This window comes from Rossellomorea yichunensis (assembly GCF_032337515.1).
Lineage (GTDB): Bacteria > Bacillota > Bacilli > Bacillales > Bacillaceae_B > Rossellomorea > Rossellomorea yichunensis.
The window spans coordinates 93,904-119,629 of sequence record NZ_JAVYAD010000003.1 but is presented as its reverse complement, the minus strand read 5'-3'; the positions used below and the strand labels follow the sequence as shown (position 1 = coordinate 119,629).

The 25,726-nt window shown below is 42.9% G+C and carries 19 protein-coding genes and 1 other annotated feature; of the genes, 6 read left to right on the top strand and 13 right to left on the bottom strand.

Annotated features, from left to right (window positions below):
• Window positions 1–45 precede the first annotated feature (45 nt).
• Window positions 46–254: a binding site (T-box leader), on the bottom strand.
• A 187-nt stretch (window positions 255–441) separates the two neighbouring features.
• A complete protein-coding gene (locus tag RSX31_RS08460; RefSeq protein WP_315634260.1) occupies window positions 442–3,384 on the top strand; it encodes a transglycosylase domain-containing protein in 2,943 nt (980 codons plus the stop codon).
• A gap of 301 nt (window positions 3,385–3,685) precedes the next feature.
• Here RSX31_RS08460 and acsA read toward each other — a convergent pair whose 3' ends face one another.
• The gene (gene acsA, locus RSX31_RS08455) at window positions 3,686–5,404 is read right to left on the bottom strand and encodes an acetate--CoA ligase (protein WP_315634259.1); all 1,719 of its coding nucleotides are present in this window, start codon (window positions 5,402–5,404) and stop codon (window positions 3,686–3,688) included.
• Between the two features lie 253 nt (window positions 5,405–5,657).
• Here acsA and RSX31_RS08450 point away from each other — a divergent pair, with 253 nt between their 5' ends.
• From RSX31_RS08450 to RSX31_RS08440, 3 genes are read left to right on the top strand one after another with little or no spacing between them, the layout of a single operon-like run.
• Entirely contained in the window at window positions 5,658–6,290 is a 633-nt protein-coding gene (locus RSX31_RS08450; RefSeq protein ID WP_148970957.1) for a GNAT family N-acetyltransferase, read from the top strand.
• Window positions 6,291–6,326: 36 nt separating this feature from the next.
• Window positions 6,327–6,974 carry an acetoin utilization AcuB family protein gene (locus RSX31_RS08445; RefSeq protein WP_148970958.1) on the top strand — a complete coding sequence of 216 codons (648 nt, stop codon included), beginning with the start codon at window positions 6,327–6,329 and terminating at the stop codon, window positions 6,972–6,974.
• The gene (locus RSX31_RS08440) at window positions 6,971–8,146 is read left to right on the top strand and encodes an acetoin utilization protein AcuC (RefSeq protein WP_315634258.1); all 1,176 of its coding nucleotides are present in this window, start codon (window positions 6,971–6,973) and stop codon (window positions 8,144–8,146) included. The genes RSX31_RS08445 and RSX31_RS08440 overlap by 4 nt, the downstream gene beginning before the upstream one ends.
• 223 nt (window positions 8,147–8,369) lie before the next feature.
• On the opposite strand, the gene motS is transcribed toward RSX31_RS08440, so the two are convergent.
• The 4 genes from motS to RSX31_RS08420 form a co-directional block, all read right to left on the bottom strand.
• Window positions 8,370–9,107, bottom strand: coding sequence for a flagellar motor protein MotS (motS, locus tag RSX31_RS08435; RefSeq protein ID WP_315634257.1), 738 nt, complete (start codon window positions 9,105–9,107; stop codon window positions 8,370–8,372).
• The gene (motP, locus tag RSX31_RS08430) at window positions 9,097–9,915 is read right to left on the bottom strand and encodes a flagellar motor protein MotP (RefSeq protein ID WP_315634256.1); all 819 of its coding nucleotides are present in this window, start codon (window positions 9,913–9,915) and stop codon (window positions 9,097–9,099) included. The genes motS and motP overlap by 11 nt, the downstream gene beginning before the upstream one ends.
• Window positions 9,916–9,975: 60 nt before the next feature.
• Complete coding sequence (ccpA, locus tag RSX31_RS08425) at window positions 9,976–10,974, bottom strand: catabolite control protein A (protein ID WP_148970962.1); 999 nt, start codon at window positions 10,972–10,974, stop codon at window positions 9,976–9,978.
• A 545-nt stretch (window positions 10,975–11,519) separates the two neighbouring features.
• Window positions 11,520–12,596, bottom strand: coding sequence for a bifunctional 3-deoxy-7-phosphoheptulonate synthase/chorismate mutase (locus tag RSX31_RS08420; RefSeq protein WP_148970963.1), 1,077 nt, complete (start codon window positions 12,594–12,596; stop codon window positions 11,520–11,522).
• Window positions 12,597–12,801: 205 nt separating this feature from the next.
• Here RSX31_RS08420 and RSX31_RS08415 point away from each other — a divergent pair, with 205 nt between their 5' ends.
• Window positions 12,802–14,958 (top strand): cell division FtsA domain-containing protein, encoded by a 2,157-nt coding sequence (locus tag RSX31_RS08415; protein WP_315634255.1) that lies wholly within the window; start codon window positions 12,802–12,804, stop codon window positions 14,956–14,958.
• A gap of 53 nt (window positions 14,959–15,011) precedes the next feature.
• On the opposite strand, the gene RSX31_RS08410 is transcribed toward RSX31_RS08415, so the two are convergent.
• From RSX31_RS08410 to RSX31_RS08395, 4 genes are all read right to left on the bottom strand, one after another.
• Window positions 15,012–15,593 carry a YtxH domain-containing protein gene (locus RSX31_RS08410; RefSeq protein WP_315634254.1) on the bottom strand — a complete coding sequence of 194 codons (582 nt, stop codon included), beginning with the start codon at window positions 15,591–15,593 and terminating at the stop codon, window positions 15,012–15,014.
• A 695-nt stretch (window positions 15,594–16,288) separates the two neighbouring features.
• Entirely contained in the window at window positions 16,289–16,603 is a 315-nt protein-coding gene (ytxJ, locus tag RSX31_RS08405; protein WP_315634253.1) for a bacillithiol system redox-active protein YtxJ, read from the bottom strand.
• Between the two features lie 132 nt (window positions 16,604–16,735).
• Window positions 16,736–17,218: a YtxH domain-containing protein gene (locus RSX31_RS08400; RefSeq protein WP_148970967.1), complete on the bottom strand. Its 483-nt coding sequence runs from the start codon at window positions 17,216–17,218 to the stop codon at window positions 16,736–16,738.
• A 15-nt stretch (window positions 17,219–17,233) separates the two neighbouring features.
• Window positions 17,234–17,746, bottom strand: a complete 513-nt coding sequence (locus RSX31_RS08395; protein ID WP_148970968.1) for a DUF948 domain-containing protein — start codon at window positions 17,744–17,746, stop codon at window positions 17,234–17,236.
• Window positions 17,747–17,948: 202 nt separating this feature from the next.
• Here RSX31_RS08395 and RSX31_RS08390 point away from each other — a divergent pair, with 202 nt between their 5' ends.
• On the top strand, window positions 17,949–19,064 hold the full coding sequence (locus tag RSX31_RS08390; protein ID WP_315634252.1) for an aminopeptidase: 1,116 nt from the start codon (window positions 17,949–17,951) through the stop codon (window positions 19,062–19,064).
• 97 nt (window positions 19,065–19,161) lie between these two features.
• On the opposite strand, the gene murC is transcribed toward RSX31_RS08390, so the two are convergent.
• From murC to RSX31_RS08370, 4 genes are all read right to left on the bottom strand, one after another.
• Window positions 19,162–20,478 carry a UDP-N-acetylmuramate--L-alanine ligase gene (gene murC, locus RSX31_RS08385; protein WP_315634251.1) on the bottom strand — a complete coding sequence of 439 codons (1,317 nt, stop codon included), beginning with the start codon at window positions 20,476–20,478 and terminating at the stop codon, window positions 19,162–19,164.
• Window positions 20,479–20,635: 157 nt separating this feature from the next.
• Window positions 20,636–21,304, bottom strand: coding sequence for a hypothetical protein (locus RSX31_RS08380; RefSeq protein WP_315634250.1), 669 nt, complete (start codon window positions 21,302–21,304; stop codon window positions 20,636–20,638).
• Between the two features lie 8 nt (window positions 21,305–21,312).
• Window positions 21,313–22,416 (bottom strand): nicotinate phosphoribosyltransferase, encoded by a 1,104-nt coding sequence (locus tag RSX31_RS08375; RefSeq protein WP_148970972.1) that lies wholly within the window; start codon window positions 22,414–22,416, stop codon window positions 21,313–21,315.
• A 108-nt stretch (window positions 22,417–22,524) separates the two neighbouring features.
• Window positions 22,525–25,341, bottom strand: a complete 2,817-nt coding sequence (locus RSX31_RS08370) for a DNA translocase FtsK (RefSeq protein WP_315634249.1) — start codon at window positions 25,339–25,341, stop codon at window positions 22,525–22,527.
• Between the last annotated feature and the right edge of the window lie 385 nt (window positions 25,342–25,726).

The window sequence follows — 25,726 nt, the reverse complement described above, 5'->3', positions numbered from 1 at the left end:
CCTCCTTTTTTGTAAAACAAGACAACAAAAAAGTCCCTGCATAAATGCAGGGACGCTGTCGCGCGGTACCACCCAAATTAAGGAATTACATCCTTCACTCATTAAAGATAACGGCTTTAACCGTTTGCTGCTACTAGGGTTCACAGCAAAAGCTCCAGGATGTAATTCATCGGCCATTTGTGTCAGTTCACAGCAACCACTGACTCTCTTTATAACAGGGAAGGCAGACTACTTATTCCTCTCATTGCGATCACACGTTCATTTTTTTGTAAGTAAATCCGACTGTGTGCCGGATCGTCATTCATTTCGCTATATAAGGTTTTTACCATATTCTAAAATATTAGTCAACTAAACGCATGATAAAAGACCATTTTATTTGACTTTTTACGACAGCATTCCTGTAATTATGCTATAATGGGAATGTTCTGGGGGGAATGATATATGAAGGAAAAATGGAACAAATTACTCGAAAAACTAGATCCTGCAATCAGGTTCTTTTCAAATACTGGAGTTCAAAAACGAGCAAGAATTACATACGGAGTATTCTGGAATCTGTCGTTGATCCTGGTCGTGATCTTTGTACTGGGATTCGCATTTGCAGGAGGAGTCGGAGCGGGATATTTCGCTTCTCTCGTCAAGGAAGAACCGATCCGTCCTTATGACCAAATGAAAAAGGACATTTACAACTACGAAGAAACATCGCAGCTATACTTTGCCAATGATGTATATCTGGGTAAACTCCGAACAGACTTGGAGCGGGAAGAAGTAAAGCTCAAAGATGTTTCTGAAGATCTGCGAAATGCTGTTATTGCCACGGAAGATGAATACTTCAAAGAACATAACGGTGTTGTACCGAAAGCGATCATGCGTGCCGTACTACAGGAATTCACCAATTCCTCCACTCAATCAGGTGGAAGTACACTCACACAACAGCTAATCAAAAACCAAATATTGACGAATGAAGTGTCATTTGAAAGAAAAGCAAAGGAAATACTCCTCGCCCTTCGCTTGGAACGTTTCTTTGAAAAGGACGAAATTCTGGAAGCGTACCTGAATGTAGCGACACTTGGACGTAATTCATCCGGTCGAAATATCGCCGGGGTCCAATCTGCTGCCCAAGGGATATTCGGAGTCGACGCCAAGGACTTAACCTTGCCTCAATCTGCGTTCATTGCAGGACTTCCACAAGCCCCATTCTCTTATACTCCATTTACCAATAGCGGAGAAATGAAAGAGAATCTGGAAGCTGGAATGAGCCGAAAAAACACTGTACTCTACAGAATGCACCGAGAAGGTTATATTACGAAAAAAGAGTACGATGATGCTGTTGCCTATGACCTGTCGAAAGATTTCATCAAGCCTAAGGCATCACCGAGTGAACAATATCCTTGGCTGACTGCCGAACTTGAAAGCAGAGCAGTGGACATCATGACGGATGTACTTGCCGAAAAAGACGGCTATTCAAAACAGGATCTTGAAAATAATGATGAACTTGAAGAAAAATACCGAACGCTCGCGGACCGCAATGTTCGTAAAAGCGGTTATCAGATTCACTCAACCATCGATAAAAAAATCTATGACCAAATGCAAAAGACGAAAGATGCCTACGAAATGTATGGACCTCCGAAATATGTAGCGGGAACGGACCCTGAGACAGGAGAAGAAGTTGAGGTGCAGGAGCCGGTTCAGGTCGGAGCGATCATGATTGAAAATAAAACAGGGCGCATCATCAGTTTCATTGGCGGCCGTGACTTTAAAACGGAACAAATCAACCACGCCACCCAGTCACTGAGATCGAACGGGTCTACCATGAAGCCTTTACTTGCTTATGCCCCGGCACTGGAATACGGATACATTTCACCTGGATCCCCTATTCCTGACGTTGGTGTCAATATCAATGGCTGGACGCCTGAAAACTACTCGCTTAATGAACGTGGACTTTTCCCTGCAAGATATGCACTTGCAGAATCATTGAACTTACCTGCTGTAAGAACATATGCCAATATCTATAACCGAAATCCATTTAAAGAATTCCTTCTGAAAATGGGCTTTTCATCACTAAACAGCAGATATGATAACAACCTGTCACTTGCACTGGGAGCCACCACAAGTGGTGTAACAGTCGAAGAAAATGTAAATGCCTATACTACTTTTGCAAATGGCGGTAAATTCATAGATGCCTACATGATCGATAAAATTGTCGATCAAGATGGCAATGTGGTGTTCGAACATAAAGTAGAACCGGTGGATGTATTCAGTCCACAAACGGCTTACCTTGCCATCGATATGATGAGGGATACCCTGGATCATTCACTTGGGACAGGTCGCTATGCGAAGAAATTCCTGAACTTTGGTTCTGACTGGGCCGGGAAATCCGGAACGAGTCAGGAATACAAGGATCACTGGTTTGTCGCATCCAATCCGAGCATTACATTCGGAACCTGGTTCGGATATGATACACCGTCATCATTAAATACAGCAGCATCGAGAGCACAATATGGACATTATGGATTGCGAAATATCCGCCTATGGTCATACCTATTGAATGATACGAGAGACCTGGCTCCTGAACTGATTGATCCCGAAGGTTCGTTCACAGCACCGGAAGGCATTGTAAGAAGATCCTTCTGCTCCATTTCCGGATTGCTTCCATCAGAAGCATGCAGTCAGGCCGGGTTAGTGAAAAGTGACTTATTCAACGCTAAATATGTACCGACCAAAACAGATGACAGCTTACTCATGAGCCGTTATGTCATGGTAAACGGAAAGAAATATTTAGCACTGCCTAATACGCCGGAAGAATTTTCACAACCGGGAGTGATCTTGAATCCTGACTTTGTGAAGAATGTATTTGGTTCTGTACCTGGAGATCCAAATAAACTCATTCCAGAAGGTGACAATCGATTCAAAAATGTTCTGATTGCAGAAAACAAAATTTCTGACGACGGAGTTGCTCCAGGGACGGTTAAAGCGAGTGCTAATGGTAATACCATCACTTGGACCCCTTCTGTAAGCGGAGATGTCGTCGGATATCGTGTATATAGTAAATCTGGCGGCAAGGTCGGCAGTGTGAAGTCTGGCGGGAATTATTCAGTTTCCGTTGGAAATGGTGATTTCTATGTGGTTGCCGTTGATGTAGCTGGAAAACAATCTGCAGCTTCCAACACTGTACAAATCGGAAAACCAGAGCCAAAACCGGAACCGAAGCCTGAGAAGCCGGCAACGGATCCGAAACCGCCTGGTGATAAACCGGCTGATCCTCCCCCTAAACCAGACAAGCCTGAGCCACCACCTCCTGCTGATGATGGAGGCGGTGACGGCGGCGGTGGCGATGGAGGAACCGAGCCACCAACTGAACCTGAACCACCTGCTGAGCAGAATTAGATCGCAATATAAAAAACGAGCAAAAGTATTTCCTTTTTGCTCGTTTTTTTATATTGGATGAGGATGTAGTGCTGGATTTTGACTGTCCCTATAATCTTTCATGCCATTCTGGAGATTTATCTGCCGTATTTTTATTTTATCTGCCGGTTTTTCAGTTTATCTGCCATATTCTATTTTTATCTGCCATTTTTTTAGTTTACCTGCCACTTCTCATAAATCGACAATTTCCACCACCCTCGCCTCCCACACCCCAGACCACAAAAAAACCCCTACTCACCAAGAGCAGAGGTTCTTTCATCTATTAATCTTCCATTGTACTTAAATCACCGGTAGGAAGGTCTAATTCCCATGCCTTCAACACTCGACGCATGATTTTCCCGCTTCGTGTTTTTGGCAGCTTGTCCCTGAATTCGATTTCTCTTGGAGCCGCATGGGCAGCTAATCCTTTTTTCACGAATTGGCGAATCTCTTCTTTCAGCTCATCTGTCACTTCGTATCCGTCGCGAAGAGCGATGAACGCTTTGATGACTTCGCCGCGAACCGGATCAGGCTTTCCAATAACGCCTGCTTCGGCAACTGCCGGATGTTCTACGAGCTTGCTTTCTACTTCAAATGGACCTACTCGTTCTCCAGACGTCATGATGACATCATCAATCCGGCCCTGGAACCAGAAAAATCCGTCTTCATCCATATAAGCTGAATCTCCCGAAACATACCAATCACCAGGCATGAAGTATGAGTCATACTTCTGTGGATTATTCCAGATCTGGTTCATCATGGACGGCCAGCCTTTTTTGATCGCTAGGTTCCCCATGCGGTATGGAGGCACTTCATTTCCTTGATCATCCACAATTGCCGCTTTCACTCCAGGAAATGGTTTCCCCATGGATCCCGGCTTGATTTCCATGCTCGGATAGTTACAGATCAATTGACCGCCTGTTTCCGTCATCCACCAAGTATCATGGATGCGCAGATTGAATACTTTCATTCCCCAGCGGACAACTTCCGGATTCAGCGGTTCTCCTACGCTCAGGATATGGCGAAGCGAGCTTAAGTCGAATTGTTTCACGACTTCATCCCCTGCACCCATCAACATCCTGAAGGCGGTTGGAGCACTGTACCAAACCGTTACTCCATAATCCTCGATCGTTTTATACCAGTTCTCCGGCTTGAAGCGTCCCCCTACAATGACGTTCGAGGCACCTGTCAGCCACGGACCGAAGATTCCATATGAAGTCCCTGTGACCCAGCCCGGATCAGCTGTGCACCAATACACATCCTCTTCCTGAAGGTCGAGTACCCATTTGGAAGTTTGATAATGTTGGATCATAGCGTTATGGACATGAAGGACTCCTTTTGGTTTTCCTGTGGACCCTGACGTATAGTGAAGGATCAACCCATCGTTCCGGTCTACCCATTCCACTGCCAGTTTATCGCTAGCTTCAGCAAATTTGGACATAAAGTCAACATGGACATCGTCCTCCTGTACCTCATCCCCAATTAAGAAAACATGCTTTAGGTTTGGAAGTTCACTTACCGGGACCCTCTTCAAAAGCTCAGGGGTCGTGATCAGTACCTTAGCTTCACTATCCTCCAGACGATCACGAACGGCTCCCTCCATGAAAGCTTCAAACAGAGGACCTACGATGGCACCCAGCTTGATCGCACCCAATACGGAGAAATACAATTCCGGTGATCTCGGCATGAAGATGAAGACACGGTCACCTTTTTCAACATCCCCAAAACGTTTCAATACATTTCCTGCTTTGTTCGACATCTTCTTCATATCAGAGTACGTATATTTTTCATCACGTTCTGCATCTCGGTAATAAAGAGCGACTTTATTTTTCCTGAAAGATACTGCATGTCGGTCGATTGCTTCATGAGCCAGATTGACACGTCCTGTTTCCGACCATGAAAATTCTTTTTCGACATCTTTCCAATCAAATGATTCATACGTATTTTCATAGCTTTCAAGATTATAGTTTCCCTTCGTTACTGGTAACGCTTCCACTTTCATATACCGCATCCCCCTTATGTAAGAAATTACAATCTTATTATAGTATAAATTTAATATTTTCTCAATTTTTTAAAAAATCTGCCACTATAACCTCTTAGCTGTAATCAGAATAAAAACACTTCAAACCCCTGTCCCAGATAGGTATTGCAGAATAATATCACCGCTTCAAACGCCTGAAAATTTTGTGAAAGCGCTATACATTTTTTAATTTCATGTATAATGGACTTGAGGAATATCTTTAGGTGGTGTCCAGATGAAATTGAAAAAAACCTATAATGCAACAGAATTGAAAACAACAAAGGGAAATATCATTATTGAAGGTCCGATTTCCGCTGAAGAATTATCAAGGCTTGACTTTCACGAGGACTTGGTCGCTTTCAGACCCCCTGCCCAGCAGCATAAAGCCCTTGTAGAGATTGCCAGTTTACCAGAAGGACGAATCCTGATCGCGAGAGATCATCATACGATTGTCGGATATGTTACATATTTATATCCTGATCCCCTTGAACGCTGGTCTCAGGGGAAAATGGATAATCTGATTGAGCTTGGAGCAATAGAAGTCATTCCTAAATTCCGCGGGGCTTCAGTCGGAAAAAATCTATTAAAGGTTTCCATGATGGATGATCATATGGAAGACTACATCATCATTACGACTGAATATTATTGGCACTGGGATTTAAAAGGGACCGGCCTGAACGTGTGGGAATATCGGAAAGTAATGGAAAAAATGATGAACGCCGGCGGGTTGGAATATTACGCAACGGATGACCCTGAAATCAGTTCCCATCCAGCTAATTGTTTAATGGCGAGAATCGGTACAAGAGTGGACCCGGATTCCATCCAACGATTTGATCAACTGAGGTTTATGAATCGTTTTATGTATTAATGGAATTCTGACAAGTTTTCTAAAGGGGTGGAGAACGTGATTGTAGAAGAAATTATGAAAACGAAAGTCGAAACTTTAAAGGCAGACGATACAATTGAAACAGCCATAAAATTAATGCGGGAGAAGAAGATCAAGCATATCCCGATTACCAATCATGATATGGAAGTGATCGGGATCGTGAGTGACCGTGATGTAAAAGACGGCACCCCATCTATTTTTCATGATGAGTCCCCTGGCAATGAATTGCAGAATCCGCTTGAATTGATCATGAAGAAAGATGTGATCACGGGTCATCCTCTCGATTTTGTTGAAGAGGTTGCGGCTCTCTTTTATGAGCACCGGATCAGCTGCCTCCCAATCTTGAAGGAAAAGAAGCTGGTCGGAATCATTACTGAAACCGATCTGCTGTACACGCTCATTCAACTGACGGGAGCCCATCAGCCCGGCTCTCAAATCGAAGTGAAAGTCCCACATAAAGCGGGCATTCTTTACGAGGTAGCAGGTATCATCAGAAGGAATAACTCCAATATTCAAAGTGTACTTGTCTATCCGGATAAAAAGGACGAGCAGTTCAAAATCCTTGTGTTCAGAGTAAGAACGATGAATCCGATGAATGTGATCAATGATCTAAAGAAAGAAGGATATGACGTGTTATGGCCAAACATGCCAGGAATCTCCTCATGACAAAAGATGCTATTTTCATCTATTCAGACGAACTCCTCGGGTATCGGTTCTCTGATGAGCATCCCTTCAATCAAACCCGATTGACCCTGACGATGGATTTACTCAAAGAAGCAAATGCTCTTCAATCAGATGAAATCGTTCCACCACGAATGGCTACCGATGAAGAGTTATTTCTTAATCATGATCCCAATTATGTAAACGCCGTCAAAAGAGCGAGTGTCGGCCAACTCTCTCAAGATCAGGCAGAAGGGTTTGGAATTGGTACTGAAGATACCCCGATGTTTCAAGGAATGCATGAAGCGAGTGCTTATTTGGTAGGCGGTACGTTAACGGCCGTTGATCTTGTCATGACGGGAAAAGCGAAGCATGCCCTTCATCTCGGTGGTGGTCTGCATCATGGTTTCAAAGGGAAAGCATCAGGCTTCTGTATTTATAACGACAGTTCGGTGGCGATCCGCTACATGCAGGAAAAGTACGGGGCCCGGGTCCTATACGTGGATACAGATGCCCATCACGGAGATGGCGTTCAGTGGTCCTTTTACGATGACCCGGACGTGTGTACCCTTTCCATCCATGAGACGGGCCGCTACCTCTTCCCGGGGACAGGCAATATCAATGAGCGCGGTCACGGAAAAGGATATGGGTATTCGTTCAATATCCCCCTCGATGCCTTTACAGAGGATGAGTCGTGGCTCGAAGCTTACGAAACGTCCTTTCGTGAAGTCATTGAATTCTTCAAACCCGACGTCATTTTGACTCAAAACGGGGCAGATGCCCATTATTATGACCCACTCACCCACCTTTCGGCTACCATGAATATATACCGGGAAATCCCTCGTATCGCCCATGAGCTTGCTCATGAGTATTGCGATGGTAAATGGATTGCCGTTGGTGGTGGCGGTTATGACATTTGGAGAGTCGTCCCAAGGGCCTGGAGCATGATTTGGATGCAGATGACCGGTCGAATGGACCTTGCCTCTTCCTTCCCTGGGAAATGGACAGAACGCTGGCAAAGTAAAGCAGGGGTCACCTTGCCAAATGAATGGTGGGATAGACCTGACATTTATAAGCCGATTCCGAGAAAAGGCGAAATCACCGAGAAGAATAAACAAACCGTAGAGAAAGCCCTTTATTCCATTCGGCAACAGCTGAGGCAAAAACCGGGGAGCTAAACAGAAAAGCGGAGGCGGCTCGTTCAGGCCCGACAAGCATAAGGCGAGAACATCGGAAAGGCGTCCTTTGCCTTTTTGGTGTTCTTGACTTATGACCTCGAGGGCCTAGCCGCCGGAGCTGGACAACCGAAAAGCGGAGGCGGCTCGCTCAGGCCCGACAAGCATAAGGCGAGAATACGAAAAAAACCAAGTCCCTCTCATCCCATTGAGAAGTCCTTGGTTTTTATTGTTCCTCATATGCAGGATCTGTTATGATCACTTCCACACGCCTGTTTTTTTGAAGATTTTCACTTGTGTCATTGGGTGCAATGGGTCGTGTGTCCCCATACCCGACGGCAATGAAGCGCTTCGGATCTAAGTTTTCGGTTTGAACCAGATACCGGATCACACTGCTTGCCCTTGCAGAGGACAGCTCCCAGTTTGATGGGAAACGATATGTACCGATGGGACGATTATCTGTATGTCCCTCCACTTTCACGAAGTTTGGGATCCTCGATAAAAGATCGCCCACCTTATTCAAGAACGGATAAGCGTCCTCAAGGACCGTTGCTTCACCTGAAGCGAACAGTGCTTGCTCCTGAAGGACAAGCACGACTCCACGCTCGGTTCTTGTGGCCACTACAACGTCACTAAGTTTATTTTCATTCAAGTAGCTCTGAATATCGGCTAAAAGCTGATTCAACTCTTTGTCGGTTTCCTCACTGCTTTGAGGCTGGGTTTTCTCCTTCTCCATTTCAGGTTCAGCTGAAGGATTCTCAAATGGAATGACAGAAGGGTAAAACTCCAGTATTTGACGCTGCTGAAAGGAATCAGCGATGGTCCTGAATTTCACGATATCGATTTGAGACATGGAAAATAGTAAAATAAAGAATACGAGAATAAGAGTGATGAGATCAGAAAAGGTTACCATCCATTTTGGTGCCCCCGTAGGCTGAGACGGTTGTCTTCGTCTACGCATCATGGAATGTTGCCTCCTCTTGCTTCCTGCCAGCAGAGTACATCTCCAGTTCCTCATTGGATAAGAACACTCTCAGTTTCTCTTCCAATATTTTCGGATTTTGACCGGATTGTACCCCAACGACACCTTCAATCACGATTTGTTTCATAAACACTTCTTTTTCTGTTTTCATCGCTAATTTGGATGCCATAGGTAAGAAGACAAGATTTGCAAGGATCGATCCATATAGAGTCGTTAATAAGGCGATGGCCATATTAGGCCCTAATGACGATGGATCATTTAAATTCTTTAACATCAGTACGAGACCGATCAAGGTCCCGATCATCCCCCAGGCAGGTGCATACTCCCCCGCCTTGTCCAGTAAACTTTTATTTTTACGATGCCGCTCTTCTAAAGCGATGATCTCGGCATTCATGATATCCACAATCACGTCCTGCTCAATTCCATCGACGGCTAACAGGACCCCTTTTCGAATGAAAGGATCCTCGACCTCTTCCACTTCCGCCTCTAGTGAGAGAAGGCCTTCACGCCTCGCTTTTTCTGATAGTGTCACAAACGTGCGAATGAGGCCCTGAAGATCGTATTCCTCGTCACGAAAGGATTCTCTCATCACTTTCCCCAATTGCTTCAATTCCTTAATAGAGAAGCTGACAAGCATGGCAGCGACCAAACCGCCTATGACAACAAACATGGACGGCAGATCTATAAAGGAACTGAAGCCTGTAATACCAGCGTTCGTAATGATGGCAAAAGCGACGAATAGAAACCCTACTACAACCCCGATCGGTGTAAGAACATCAAGCTTTTTCATTTTGACTCTCCCTACAAAATTAAGTTCTGTTTGTCTTTATCTTTTATATCGACAAACTTCTTATTTTGTTGAGTTCCGATGTTCGATTCGATGAGGAAGAACTACTGTGGATTCTTCGACCGTTTCTTTGTTCATATATTTCGTTAATAATCTCATCGCCACAGCCCCGATATCATATAAAGGCTGAACAACGGAAGTTAACTGTGGTCTGACCATAAGCGCCAGTCTTGTGTTATCAAAACTGATTACTTCAACTTCATCGGGGATGGACACGTTTTGATCCTGGGCACCGTGAACGACTCCAAGGGCCGTCTCGTCATTTCCGACGAATATAGCGGTCGGCTTGTCCTCAAGCTCAGAAAACTTCTGCCATGCTTCAAGTCCTGAATCATACGTGTATTCACCTTCAACAACCAGGTCGTCACTATATTCAACTCCGGCTTTGGCAAGGGCTTCACGATACCCTTCTAATTTAAACTTCATGTTGATTGTATCGTGGAAAGGACCACTTACAAATCCGATACGCTTATGCCCTTTTTCCAACAATTCCGTAACAGCATCGTAGGAAGCCGCTTTGTAGTCGATATTAACGGAAGGAACCTTGTTTGTTTCTTCCACTGCTCCAGCTAATACGATTGGAACAGGGGAACGTTCGAATTCCTGAACATGTTCCTCTGAAATGTGCCCGCCAAGGAACAGAATTCCGTCCACTTGTTTACCAAGCATCGTGTTGAGGAGATGAAGCTCCTTCTCCGCATTTTGATCAGAGTTACTTAAGATAATATTGTATTTGTACATCGTTGCGATATCTTCAATACCACGTGCCAATTCAGCATAGAAAATATTAGAGATATCCGGAATGATGACTCCGACCGTTGTTGTCTTCTTACTTGCAAGTCCCCTTGCTACTGCGTTCGGACGGTATCCAAGGCGGTCAATGACCTCCAGTACTTTCTTTCTTGTTGCCGGCTTTACATTGGGATTCCCGTTGACAACACGTGAAACGGTTGCCATGGAAACATTTGCTTCTCTTGCTACATCATATATTGTAACGTTCATAGCTAACTCTCCTTTACTCTTCTACTCATTTATTTATCTTATTTTACACTAAATAAACCTAAAGAAAAAAGCGATTACAATAGTTTGTTAAAAAATGCACATATTTATATTCACGTTAGTGTTTTTTCAATGTATATAGGTTATTTATCTGCAATTACCATGATAATCATACGATAGTCTCTATATTCGTGCAACGACTCCGCCTTATCTTGATAAAAAGTTGATTATAGCATGCAGAAAGAGCGACTACCAGAATACAGGCTTACTGTAGAAGAGGATGCGTTTCGCCGATATATATGGTATTTCGCCGTTAAATTTGTGATTTCGCTGATAAAATAAGAATTTCGCCGATAAAATGAAAATTCCGCTGATATCCTCAATCAAGTTCGGATGATTCACCTGAAATTCATTCATTATTTGGTCCTTATGCTGCTCATAAGTAATAAAAAAGGCTTTTCTTATAAAAAACCCCCACAATGACAGCAGAAATTCAAAAATAAAGGGCTGAACCCCATATATAGGATCCAACCCTTCTCTTTTATATATTATACTTCGATCGTTCTTCCTTTTAACAGCTCCTGATAGAAATGATCAAATTGATCTAAGTCCATTTGTTGGGCAGAATCGGATAAGGCAACGGCAGGATCAGGATGAACCTCAGCCATTACACCATCTGCACCGATGGCAAGTGCTGCTTTCGCCGTTGGAAGCAACAGATCTCGGCGTCCGGTTGAGTGTGTTACATCTACGAATACTGGCAGATGCGTTTCTTGCTTAAGAATTGGGACAGCCGAAATGTCCAATGTGTTTCTTGTCGCTTTTTCGTACGTGCGAATTCCACGCTCACAAAGGATGATGTCTCCATTTCCTTGTGAAATGATATATTCAGCAGCGTTGATGAACTCATCGATCGTTGCAGCTAAACCGCGTTTAAGTAATACGGGCTTCTTCACTGCTCCTGCTGCTTTTAACAGCTCGAAGTTTTGCATGTTTCTCGCACCGATTTGAATCACATCAATGTATTCCAATGCGGGTTCGATATCGGCTGGGTTTACGATTTCACTTACGACAGCCAAATCATATTCATCCGCCACTTTTTTAAGAATTTTTAATCCTTCGATCCCAAGGCCCTGGAAGTCATAAGGTGACGTTCTCGGTTTGAACGCTCCGCCTCGAAGCAATTTAAGTCCTTTTGCTTTGACGGCTTTTGCCACTTCTGCTACTTGCTCGTAAGATTCAACCGCACATGGACCGAAAATGAAGTGAGGCTTTCCGTCTCCAATTGAATCTCCGTTGATCGTTACGATCGTATCATCCGGTTTCTTTTTACGGGAAACAAGCAGTGCTTTACGGTGATCGTCTTTTTGAAGCTCCAAACCGGCTTTAAAGATTTCTTTAAAAATATGTTCAACGGTCGAATGTTCAAATGGACCATTATTATTTTCTTTGATCAGATCAAGCATTCCTCTTTCACGAACAGGATCATAGCGGTATACTCCTTGAGTCTCCTTGACACGCCCGATTTCCTGAACTAGTTTAGCACGTTCATTAATGGTGTCTAATAGTTTTAAGTTCATCTCGTCTACTTGTTTTCGTAATTGATCGAGCTCTTGATTACTCACAATACAGCACCCTTTCTTTTTTTATCCTGTTCATACGTAAAAACTGTTATAGTTTTAAGAAAGTATGATACATTTTTGATATTGAAACTTATTATAATAGAACATATCGAAAATGTCACGATAAAATTCTTTATTAATTAGACGCTTTTAAGCGCTAAAGTATTTTAGTATTGTATGAGAATAGGTTAAAGTGGGTGAACACTAATTGAAAAATACGCAAAAAATATTTGCATTGGACATCGGAACCCGATCGGTCGTAGGGATCATTTTAGAAGAAATAAACGGAATATTTCAAGTTTCAGATATTTTAGTAGAAGAACATAAAAAGAGAGCCATGCTGGATGGTCAGATTCATGACGTTCCAGCAGTCGCCGAAGTCATTAGCTCCATTAAAGAGAAATTGGAGAAGAAACACGGCCCTCTTCATAAAGTGTGTGTCGCAGCTGCCGGAAGAGCCCTGAAAACAGCAACCGCATCTTCCACATTAACTATAACAGGAAAGCCTCTTCTTCAAAAAAACGATATCCTCCATCTCGAGTTAAGCGCTGTCCAGCAGGCTCAAGCATTGGCTGCTGAAAATGAAAATGATACGAAGGGCTATCACTATTACTGTGTTGGTTATTCTGTCCTTTTTTACCGTTTGGATGGTGAGGAAATCGGAAGTCTCATCGATCAGCAGGGGGAAGATGCCACCGTCGAGATTATCGCAACCTTTCTTCCACGTGTAGTAGTTGAATCCTTAATTGCGGCACTGAATCGCGCTGGTCTTGAAATGGATGCCTTAACCTTGGAGCCTATCGCTGCGATTAATGTACTGATTCCAGAATCCATGAGACGACTCAATGTAGCCCTCGTTGATATCGGAGCAGGAACATCCGATATCGCAATTACAAATCTGGGCACTGTCATTGCCTATGGAATGGTTCCGACAGCCGGCGATGAAATAACAGAAGCCATCAGCAATGAACTATTGTTGGACTTTCCTCTAGCCGAGCAGGCAAAGAGAGAGCTTCAGTCCAGAAAGGAGATTACTGTTACCGATATTCTTGGCTTTGAAACGAGTTTCCCAGCACTGGAGGTTGTTGAAAGAATTGCTCCAGCAGTAGATCGTTTAGCCGGGGAGATTTCCAAGGAGATTCTCCGGTTGAACAATGGAAAGCCTCCACAAGCCGTCATGCTTGTAGGAGGAGGCAGCTTAACACCTGAGCTGCCGGGCAAATTAGCCTCATCCTTACAACTTCCACACAACCGGGTCGCAGTAAGAGGCGTGGAAGCGATTCAGAATATAACCATATTGGATGAAGTAACGACAGGACCAGAGCTCGTTACGCCTATCGGAATCGCCATTGCAGCTAAACAGACACCGGTCCAATACGTCTCAGCCCACGTGAACAATCAGCCGGTCCGATTATTTGAAGTAAAGGACTTAACAGTCGGGGACTGTATTTTGGCCGCAGGCTTAAAACTAAGTAAATGGCACGGGGGTCCGGGTAATGGTTTCTTTGTAACAGTCAATGGTCAAGATATAACCATACCAGGAGGTCATGGTCAGGCGCCTCTTATTGAAAAAAATGGTCAGCCCAGTGCACTGGATGAAAAAATTAACAATAACGATATTATCATTGTTCACAAAGGAGAGAACGGGTCTTCACCAAGTGTAACGATTGGAGATTTATTAGACTCCTCTACTTCAAAACAGATTGTGATAGATGAGAACCCATTCTTACTAGCTCCACTCGTTTACAGAAACAATCAACCTGCATCCCTTGATGATACCATTCAGGACCGTGATTGTATCCGGATCGAATTGATGGAATCACTCTTTGATGTGTTGAAGCATTCAGGGTATGAAGAGTGGTTAGAAAGCACTAAGCCCTATCGTATTTCCATCAATGGAAAAGACACCTTCTTCCCTGTTTATAGTGGAAAGCTGTTCATCAACGGTATTGAAGCGAAGCTATCATCAAAGATTCAACAGGGCGATATCATTTCATATAAACCAGGCTTTACTCCAACGGTAAAGGAGATTCTTGCCAAGAAACAGCTCACTGCAGGGGCTTCTATCGTCATTACTTTTAACGGAAAGAAAGTAGAGCTTATGAAAGAGAGCAGCCGTGTTTATCGAAATGGCAGCGGGCTTGAAATGGACGATCGGTTAATTGCCGGGGATTCGATTGAAATTGAAGAACAACAAGTAAGCTCTTTTATCTTCCAGGACTTATTTAATACTGTTGAAATCACCATGCCTTCTCATGCGAATGGGAGCTTCTTACTCTTGAAAAACGGAGAGGAAACCACCTTTTATGAAGAAATTCAACAGGGGGACGAACTCGAAATCGTCTGGCCTCAGTCCTCACGCTGAATGAAAGAATAGCAGACAACAAAAAAACTGGCATTTACGCCAGTTTTTTTGTATTATGATCCAACTTGTCCAGGTACGCTGCTCGCACGATTAGTTGGATGGATATTGTTATCACTTGTAGAAGTAGAGCTTGTTGAAGATTGTGTACCGTTTACTGAAGAGGTTGATTCCCCTGTCACTTCCTCACCTGCTTCTTTCACTTTACCGCCTATATCCTTCAATTCCTCTGCCGCTTCCTTCGTTGTAGCGATAATTTCTGAAGAATCTTCCTTTACTTGATTCACTTGATCGATCACATCATCATTCACCTTTTCATAAAGGCTCTGTGCGTCGTTGATCGCATCCTTCAATACAGTGGAAGCCGTTTTAAGGCGATCCTGCCAGTCGTTCATAACTCCCGATGGATTCTCCCTTACCTTTGCCACCATCCCCATTGTGGAGTCTTTCACATTGGATGTTCTGGATGATACTCTTTTTCTCGTTGTTTTATCAAGCATAGCCAGTGCGCCGCCTACTACAGCTCCCACTACCATGCCTTTTAATAACTTACCATTCTTCTCACTGGAAGTGCCGTTCATCGCAGTCGTATTAGTCGTATTGCTCGTTTGAGTATTATAAGGTACAGTCTGAGTCATGAATCGTTCCTCCTAATTTACTATCAATAAATTTTATTCTTATAGAGTAAATTCCCTGTATTATGGAAAGTAAACACGTGTGAGGGAATTACCAAAAATTATTAGTAATCCCAAAAGAAATCATTAATCCGGACAAATAAAAAGGCTCTTTTCGCAAAGTTAGTGGTTATCTTAATGAAGAATGTAGTAGTTGATTTCCGCTCCAGAATGCTCGCTTTCCGCGGGGCTGGCGGTGAGCCTCCGGGGTCTCCACCTGTCCAGCTACGGGGCTTAGGGGCTCGAGGTCATAAGCCAAGTCTGCCAAAAAGGCAAAGAACGCCTTTCCGGCAGACTCGTCTTATGCTTGTCGCCCCTGGGCAAAGCCCCTCCGCTTTTCGTACTGTCCAGCCATTCCCGCAGGAGTCGATCATCCTGCAGCGAGAATCAACTTTCTGAGTATGTATCCTTAAGGGAAATCAATAAAAACAAGAATTTTTGCAAACAACCTTACTTAAGATTAGAGATTAATTTCCCTTTTATAAAAGAAGAATTATTCCTTCTATTTACATGGTTTTATTACGTATGTTGAAGCTCTGCACACAATAAATCTATTAAAGATGGTGATTGGCAGAGCTCAAGCAGATCCTTATGTTAAAAACAACAATCTTTACGAAAAGAGCCAATAAAAAAGACCCTGTCAAAACAGAGTCCTTTCCCTACAACTTATTCAATTCATTCTCGGTAATATTCCAATGTGAAGCATTCCAGCCCGGTTTTCCTTCAATAAACAGGAAGGCTTGGGGTGATTCATGCTTGATGCCGTATTTTTCGGCAATATGATTGGATAGTTCCCTTGACTCTTGAACGGCTAAATAGTAGCCGTCTTCCTCTTCATGCTTATTCAGGAAGGCTTGGTATTCACTGAAAGCATTTGAGCTCACAGGGCATGTTAAGCTGTGCTTCATAAAAAAGAAGCGGGAATTCTTTTCGGAAAGCTGTTCAAACTCTTGAACGGTTTCAATCTTCTGCATATCATTCATACTCCCTTACAATAAAATGTGCATTATTAAATTGCCGGAGACAGACGTGCCTCAATGCATTTTTATTTCAACAAAAAAAACGGTGAAGTAATCATATCACTTCACCGCCCTTGGAATCAATTATTATTGATTGTATGTTTTTTCAGTTTCGTCAAATGCCTTTTTTGTTTCTTCGAGCTTTTGATTTACATCTTCTGTCTCTTCAACAGGTGTTGTTTCACCTACAGCAACAGCTTGAAGTTCATCGTTTGTTTCTTGAAGCTCGTTATTATTAGAGCGGTATGTTTTCAGCTTTCCAACCACATTGTTGGATTGCTCCTGTACTGATTTTGAAAGTGCAGATGATTTTTCTTTTGCTACTGCAGCAAGCTCATTGCTCTTTTCTACAGCCGTGTCTTTCCACTGACCTGTCTTTTCTTTCAGTACGCCAGCCTGCTCGTTGATATCATGACGAAGGTCTTTACCTGATTTAGGAGCCAGTAGAAGAGCTGTTGCCGCCCCAACGATTCCTCCGATCAGTGTTCCGATCATGAAGTCTTTTGAGTTGATGTTGTTGCTGTCGTTTGTTTGGTTTTGGTTCTGGTTTTGATTGTACTGTTGTGTCATTTAAAATTCCCCTCTCTAATTGTTATAAGATCTTGCTCTTTTAATCAATTTTTCTCGAGATCGAACTTCTTTAGATGCTTGGTTTTGAACAGCTGCATCAGGTTGACTTGGCTGTTTTTCCTGTTTTTGTTTCCATTTGTCCTTTAACTCGATAAAGGCATTCCCCCACTGAACAACCTGTGAGATTTTCCCTTGATTACGTTCAAGTTCAGTTGAAATGGAAGTACTAACTTTCTTAACCGAGTTATTAAGGTTCTGGATGGAATGCCCTACATCTCTTACTGCATAAACAACAGTGTTCAGATCCTCAGATTTCTTCTGGATATCCTCAGCTAATAGATTTGTTTTATGTAGTAATTCAGTAGACTCTTTTGTTACTCCCTGAAGCTGGCTCTCAAGACCCGTCAATGTAGTCGAAACACTGTCGAGGGTAGATCCTAAAGACTTCAAGGTCTTCATTACACTCATAACTAAAATAAAAAATGCAACTGCTATTACAGCCACGCTTAGATAAAGAATGATTTCCATATGCCACACCTCCATGTATAGAAATTCTTTACCCTTATGATAAACAAATAAACATTATACTAGTATTTCTTCCTTTCGCATGATTTCTCCTGCATGAAAAAATAAAAAATATTTCTTGATTTATCATTTCACATTTTGTTTCTCTCATCCATTTTTGTTTTAGGGTACAATAATAGAGACCACATAAAAGGGGGAAGATCCAATGAAAGATCCACGCATTGAAAAACTCGCAAAAAATTTAATTCAATACTCCGTGCAGTTACAGCCTGGAGAGAAAGTATTGATCGAAAACTTCGGTTTACAACGTGAGCTTGTAACAGCACTCGTTAAGGAAGCATATGCAGCAGGGGGATATCCTTTCGTATCCATCAAAGATCACGCAGTCGACCGCGCATTATTGATGGGCGCCCAAGAAGAACAATACAACATGATTGCAAGCTTTGAAGCGAATGTCATGGAACAGATGGATGCGTATATCGGTTTGCGCTCAGGTGATAATATCAGTGAACAATCGGATGTACCTGATGAAAAGATGAAGATCCATGGAAATACAATTGGTAAAAAAGTACATAGAGAAATTCGCGTCCCTAAGAAAAAGTGGGTCGTACTCCGCTATCCTACTTCATCCATGGCACAGCTTGCCAACATGAGCACAGAAGGATTCGAAGACTTCTACTTCGATGTCTGCAACCTGGACTACAGCAAGATGGACAAAGCCATGGATAACCTGGTTGAGCTCATGAACAATACGGATAAAGTCCGCCTTGTCGGAGAAGGGACGGACCTTACATTCTCAATCAAGGACATTCCTGCAGTGAAATGTGCGGGACGCCTGAACATTCCCGATGGAGAAGTATATAGTGCACCTGTAAAGGATTCAGTTAATGGAATCATTTCCTACAATACACCGTCACCTTATAATGGGTTTACCTTTGAAAACGTAAAATTGACATTCAAAGAAGGTAAGATTGTAGAAGCTACTGCAAACGATACAGACCGAATAAACAAAATCTTTGATACGGATGAAGGGGCAAGATACGTAGGTGAATTCGCCATTGGTGTGAATCCGTACATCCAGCATCCGATGCAGGACATTTTATTTGACGAAAAGATTGATGGCAGCTTCCACTTTACGCCAGGCGAATGCTACGAAGAAGCCTACAATGGAAACCACTCGAACATTCACTGGGATATGGTGATGATACAGCGCCCTGAGTACGGCGGCGGTGAAATCTACTTCGATGATGTATTGATTCGAAAAGACGGACGATTTGTCATTGAAGAACTTGAAGTGCTGAATCCTGAGAATTTGAAGTAAGACTGAAGAGTCACCGTCATGATTCATGACGGTGACTTTTTTGTCTGAGGATGAAAGAAAGAAAAAACCGGCTCCCTTAAGAACCGGTTTTTCCATATTAATTTTCTGCTACCTGTTCCTCCAGCGTTTTTTCATACGCCTGTTGGAACTTTTGTACATCTCCTGCTCCCATGAAAATAAGCACGCTGTTGTCGTGTTTTAATAGGGCAGTCGTATCTTGTTCGTCTATAATTTCGCATCCTTCGATCTTGCTTCCAAGATCGTTGATCGAAAGTTTCCCATGATTTTCCCTTGCGGAACCGAATATTTCACATAAATACACTTTGTCAGCAAGACTCAAGCTTTCGGCAAACTCAGAAAGGAAGGTTTGCGTACGTGTGAAAGTGTGAGGCTGGAAGACAGCGATAATTTCTTTTTCAGGATATTTCTGTCTTGCCGAATCTACGGTTGCTTTAATTTCAGTCGGATGATGAGCGTAGTCATCGATCAGGATCTGGTTGCCCACTTCTTTTTCAGAGAAACGGCGTTTAACCCCTTTGAATGAGCTTAATCTTTCCTGGACGATAGATGTATCAAGCTCTTCGTAATGACAGATGGCAATGACGGATAAAGCATTCATGATGTTATGGTCACCGAATGTCGGGATTTTGAATGCCGCATAAAATTCATTACGGACAAACACATCGAATGAAGTGCCGGATCTGTCCCTTGATACGTTTCTCGCCTGGAAGTCATTCTCCTCGGCGAAGCCATAAAATACGACTGGCACTTGAGCCTGGATTTTCTGTAACTGTTCGTCATCTCCACATGCGATGATTCCCTTTTTCACTTGCATCGCCATCTCCTGGAAGGCAGAGAAAACGTCATCCACATTGGCAAAATAATCGGGATGATCGAAGTCAATATTTGTCATGATGGCGTAGTCAGGAAAATAAGACAGGAAGTGGCGGCGATATTCGCACGCTTCAAAGACAAAGTATTGAGCATCCGCTTCCCCTTTCCCCGTTCCATCCCCGATCAGGAAGGATGTTGGCTTTGCACCACTGATGACATGTGCCAACAATCCGGTTGTAGACGTTTTTCCGTGTGCTCCGGTTACCGCTACACTTGTAAATTTCTGCATGAAGTCTCCAAGAAATTTATGATATCTAGTGAGGGGTAGACCTTGCTCTACAGCTGCCTGAATTTCTTCATGTGTATCAGGAAATGCATTTCCTGCGATCACATGCATATCCCCTCCAATGTTTTCTTTTTGGAAAGGGAGAATTTTTATATTTGATTCATCCAGAGCTTTCTGAGTAAAGAAATATTTATCTACATCAGATCCTTGGACCTCGTAGCCCATATCGTGGAGTATTTGGGCTAATGCACTCATGCCCGACCCCTTAATTCCTACGAAATGATTTATAGTCATAATAGAACCTCCAACAATCGTCTATCTAAAAGCATTATATGAAATGAATATTATTTTGCTATCGGTCTTAAGCTTTTGATATTTAGTATAGAAAAAAGCGAACTTTCTTCAACTTGAAACATTATATCATTTTTTAAAATCCCTGACCATGCACAAGCTATGAAAGACTGCGGATAATGAAGTTTGGTGCTTCTTCTTTTAAATATGTTCTCCATAATACACCAGTTTTTTGATTCATTTGACCATAATGATTTTTCACGTCTGATAAAATCCCCTCTGATTTGACGGGGAAAACGGGACCTAAGATCCACTGATGAGTTACTAACGGGACTTTCCTCACGAAATAGACCCCGCCCTCACGAATTCCCTTTTTCTTGCAATCAAGGTTTGTTTTAACAGAAACTTCTTCATCCTGAATGACATTCTGACATGTAAATGCAGCTTCTTCGTTCAGAGTATCGATTTTTCTAATGATGATGGGTTCCCAAGCTGCAGTCAGCACGATGGCACCGAGCAGTTTGACTGATTCATGCAGAAAATGGGACTGAAGAAATTGAAAGAACAGTGTTTGACCTTTAATGGTCTTATAATCAAACAAAAACCATTCCTGAAACAGCTGTTCGACTTCCTCATCCATGTGGATGTCATCTTGTGTAAGGAAACGCTTTGAGAAAATCATCTTGGCCCGTACCTTTTCTCTGATGTTCGTTTCCTTCAAAGCGTACTCATACGCTTTTCTATAGAGGTCTTTTATATGGTCCTCTGCCATTCTCTGCTTTTTTTGTCTATATTTCTCTAGATTTAAAAGGCTATCTGGTTCTTGCATCCTCTCACCTATTCGAATTCTACTTTTTCCAGACGGGGGTTTGGACGGAGTTTTCTTCCTGCCTTTGCTTCAGGGGAACCGTCAATCACGACATTATCTCCCGTAAACCCGACATGGATTTTCAGAAGACTGCTTCCCACTCCATACATATCGACTGGAACTTTATTTTCCTCAAACTGACGAATACGATCCTCATTAAATCCACCTGACACGACAATCTTGACGTGGTGGAATCCTTCTTCATCCAAGGCATGTCTTAATGCGTTAATCAGCTGCATGTTTACTCCCCTTGGATCAAATGTTCCAAGCACATGTTGATTACGAAGGAAGTATTTATCGATCATCATTCTTGATGTATCTACCCTTACCCCTTTTAATTCAGGGCCAAACTCCCGTGCTACCTTTAATGAGTCTGTAATGGCATCATTATTGTAGTCTACCAGGGCAATGAGCTCGTCTTCAGGAAATGTTTCCTGATAAGCTTTGGTGGCTTCTACGATATCCCCATTGAATAATTGGATCAGGGCGTGGGGCATTGTCCCCATCCCTTTCTTTCCCCACCATTCGTTCATGGCATGGGTAGCCTGAGCTGTGGATCCACCAATAAATGCTGCATATCCATCCCCGGCCTGCTGAGTAAAGTGATCATCCCGATCACCCATGAAGATGACAGGTTTTTGTTTCCCTGAAATAGAGGCAGCTTTCATTACGTTGTAAACACTCGTCGCCACCGATGTTCTTCTTGCCAGGATACCATCAATGATTCCTTCTAAATAGCCAAAGTCCTGATAACGGCCCTTGATGGTCAGAACGGTTTCAAATGGTGAGATTTGATCTCCATCTTTTAAGGAATGGATTTCAAGATTTTCCGGGTTATCAGCGAAACTATGCAGAAGTGCAATCACTTCATCCGTTCCACAAATAACGGCATGATTCTTTTGAAAGAATTGCATGGTGACAACGGCATCCGGTTTATACTTTTTGGCAATTTCCTTCGTTTTCAAGAAATAAACCGCTGAAAACCAGCCATCCTTGATTCTTTCGTCAAACTTAAATGTATGATTGGTCAATCTGTTGAGTTTTCCTTGAAGTTTCAATTCTATTTCTTTCATCACTAAAGCTCCTTATGGCTCTTCCTACACAAAAATAGGTATTCTGTTTACTGAATCCGAAAAGGACACATATAAACAGAATACCATGTATTAAATGATTCTACTAGTCTATGCCAGAGTCTCCAATTCACTTTCGGAAATCAGGACATCCCTTGGTTTACTGCCTCTGGACTCTGAAATAATTCCATTACTCTCCATCATTTCCATCAATCTTGCCGCACGGTTATAACCGATTCTGAATCTGCGCTGCAAGCCCGATGCAGAGGCACCCCCCTGGTCGACGACAAATTCACAGGCTTCTAAAAATAATTCATCTTCTTCCTCGGTAACCTGTGCTTTCTTGATCAATTCATCCTGTTGGAAGAGATAATCCGGTTCTCTTTGCTCTCTTACATGATTGATGATGTCATCAATTTCGTCATCTGACACGAAGGTTCCCTGCAGGCGGACCGGCTTCGATGAACCATTTTCCAGAAAGAGCATATCTCCCTTCCCAAGAAGCCTTTCAGCCCCGCTTCCATCGATGATCGTTCTTGAATCCACGCTTGATGATACGGAAAACGCCACTCGTGTCGGTACATTCGCTTTGATCAAGCCTGTAATGACATCGACTGATGGACGTTGGGTCGCAATGATTAAATGAATCCCACATGCACGTGCCTTCTGGGCGATCCGGCAAATCGCTTCTTCAACATCTGCAGGCGACATCATCATCAGGTCAGCTAACTCATCAATGACGATGACTAAATACGGGAGCATATCACTGTATTGTTTATTCCGTTTAGCCAGTTCATTGAAGCGTTTAATATCCCTTACACCTGTATGAGCGAATAACTCGTATCTTCTTTCCATTTCCTCAACAGCCCATTTAAGAGCTGCAGTTGCTGCCTTCACATCTGTTATGACCGGACTGACGAGATGTGGGATCCGGTTATAGGGAGCAAGCTCTACCATCTTCGGATCAATGAGAAGCATCTTCAATTCATCCGGTGATGCTTTGTACAAGAGACTCACGAGTATCGAGTTGATACATACACTTTTACCCGATCCGGTAGCACCGGCGATGAGTCCATGTGGCATTTTGCTTAAATCAGTCACGATCGGCTGTCCGGAAATATCGAGACCAAGAGCGGCGGTCAGAGGGGAAGACGGCTCTTGAAACTCAGGACTTGCAATCACTTCACTAATGCAGACAGGACGGCTCTCCCGGTTAGGCACTTCAATACCAATCGTATGCTTACCGGGAATAGGGGCTTCCATTCGGATATCCCTTGCAGCCAGGCTCAGCTTAATATCATCTGATAGATTGGTAATTTTATTCACCTTCACGCCAGGTTCAGGCTGAACCTCGAACCTCGTGACTGATGGGCCTTGTGTGACATTCACCACTTTTGCCCTCACGTTAAAGTTATGAAGGGTTTCGTCCAGTAATATTCTTTGTGAATCGAGCCACTCTTCGCTCATTTCCTTTGATACGGGAGGCATCAGATAATCCATTTCAGGAAAGACATAGTCTCTTGTCCTTTTAGAAGATGAGCTTAACTCGCTATAACTCTTTACCGCCTCTTCTCCCTGAACAGAACTTTGTTGAGATGCTTTCTGTTCAGGATGATGTATGGATGCCGATTCTCCCACTTTTTCCTGCTTTACTTCCAGGACAGGTTGTTCCCTCATCTCCGGTTCTGCTTCAGTCTTATTTAATGTTTTGCTCTCACTTTCCTTGCGGATGGGAGTCGATTCATTACGTGCTGATCGGTTTCGCGTATCTAACTGTCGCTTATCCTGTTTCAGCATCAATACGTTAAAAGGAAGATGAGACCTCTTACGTCTCTGCGGTTCTTTCTCCCTCGGCGCTTGTTGGGAACGTGCAGGTTCTGATACTTCCTCTACTCGTTTCTCCTCAATCGTAGATCCACTTTGTGCAACTGGTTCTTGAACCGGTTTTTCTTGAACAGGATGAACGGGTTCCTGGACATCTTCTTCATTTCCTTCATCTTCACGTGCAGCATGGACAGGTTGCTGTGGTGGATCTTCCTGCACAGAGTCATTAAGCTCTTTCTCTTTATGTGATGAATACTCCAACTCCTGGGTTGGTTGTTCCATTTCAGAGATAAGTGAAACACGTTCATTTGATTTCTGGGAAACTTCTTCAGTAAGCTCCACTTTTAGATCAGAATTTTCAACTGGAATTGGTTCATTGTTATCTTCAGCTTCAACCAATAGAGTATCTTCAACCTGGGATTCATCACGTTGTTCTTCAGGGAAATTCATCATCATCGCAACAGGTTCATCGCTAATAGTTTTTTCGGATTCAGCTGGTTCAACTTCGACAATGGATTCTGATTCTTGTTCCACGGGAATTGAACTCTCTACTACAGATAGAGTCTCATGATCAATCACAGCCTCTTTGTTGTCTTCTTCATTATGTAAAAATTTCTTAAGCTCGAACTCTACCTGGTTTTCCTTTTTTACCGGTCGTCCTCTAAAACCATAAATGGGTGAAGGGATTTCTGTAGGGGTGAACGGCCTGCTGTTTCCCTTTTCCACTTTAGGAGATTTCTTCGGTTGGACTTTAGCCGATGGTTTTTCTTCTTTCCACTTTCTATTTTTAGAAGCGTGGTCCTGACTCTTTTCCTTTTGTTCCTTAGGCGGCTCTTCCTTCTCCTGACTTCTTCGATTTCTATTCGTTCGTGGACGCTCTATATTTTCTCCATCCGATATGAGGGGAAAGCGAAAAGTCCCTTTAGGATATTGATACGTCATCCTTGCTTCTACATCACGTGAATGGTTGGGCCCTACTATATTTTTACGTTCAGCCTTTTTACGTTCAACATGCTGAACTTCATCATTGTTTTCATCATAAAATTCTTCAAATTGATCATCATTATCTGATAATTTACCAAACATTTTTTTAATCCAGCTCACAAACATCACTCTTTCTTTCATACTTATTTATATTTTATCAGTTAAAGAGAAAAATTCGAGTCATTTCGATAGAATAAGAGAATTGTTAAAGAATTGTGTCGAAACAAACATAGGTGTAAAGAGAATGTAATACGAATTTTGCAAGGCTAATTTCAGAGCTGTGTTACTAAGCCAGTAGTTGTTGCTTTCCGCTTCAGGTGCTCGCTTTCCGCGGGGCGTGAGTTGAGCCTCCTCGGGCTTTGCCCTGCGGGGTCTCAACTTTCACGCTATTCCCGCAGGAGTCGAGCACCTTCCGCTCCAATCAACTTATGATTGATCCCGTCAAGTCCCAGTACTCAGTAAGAAAACCTTAATGAAAAACTACTATGAACAAGTTTCCATTAGT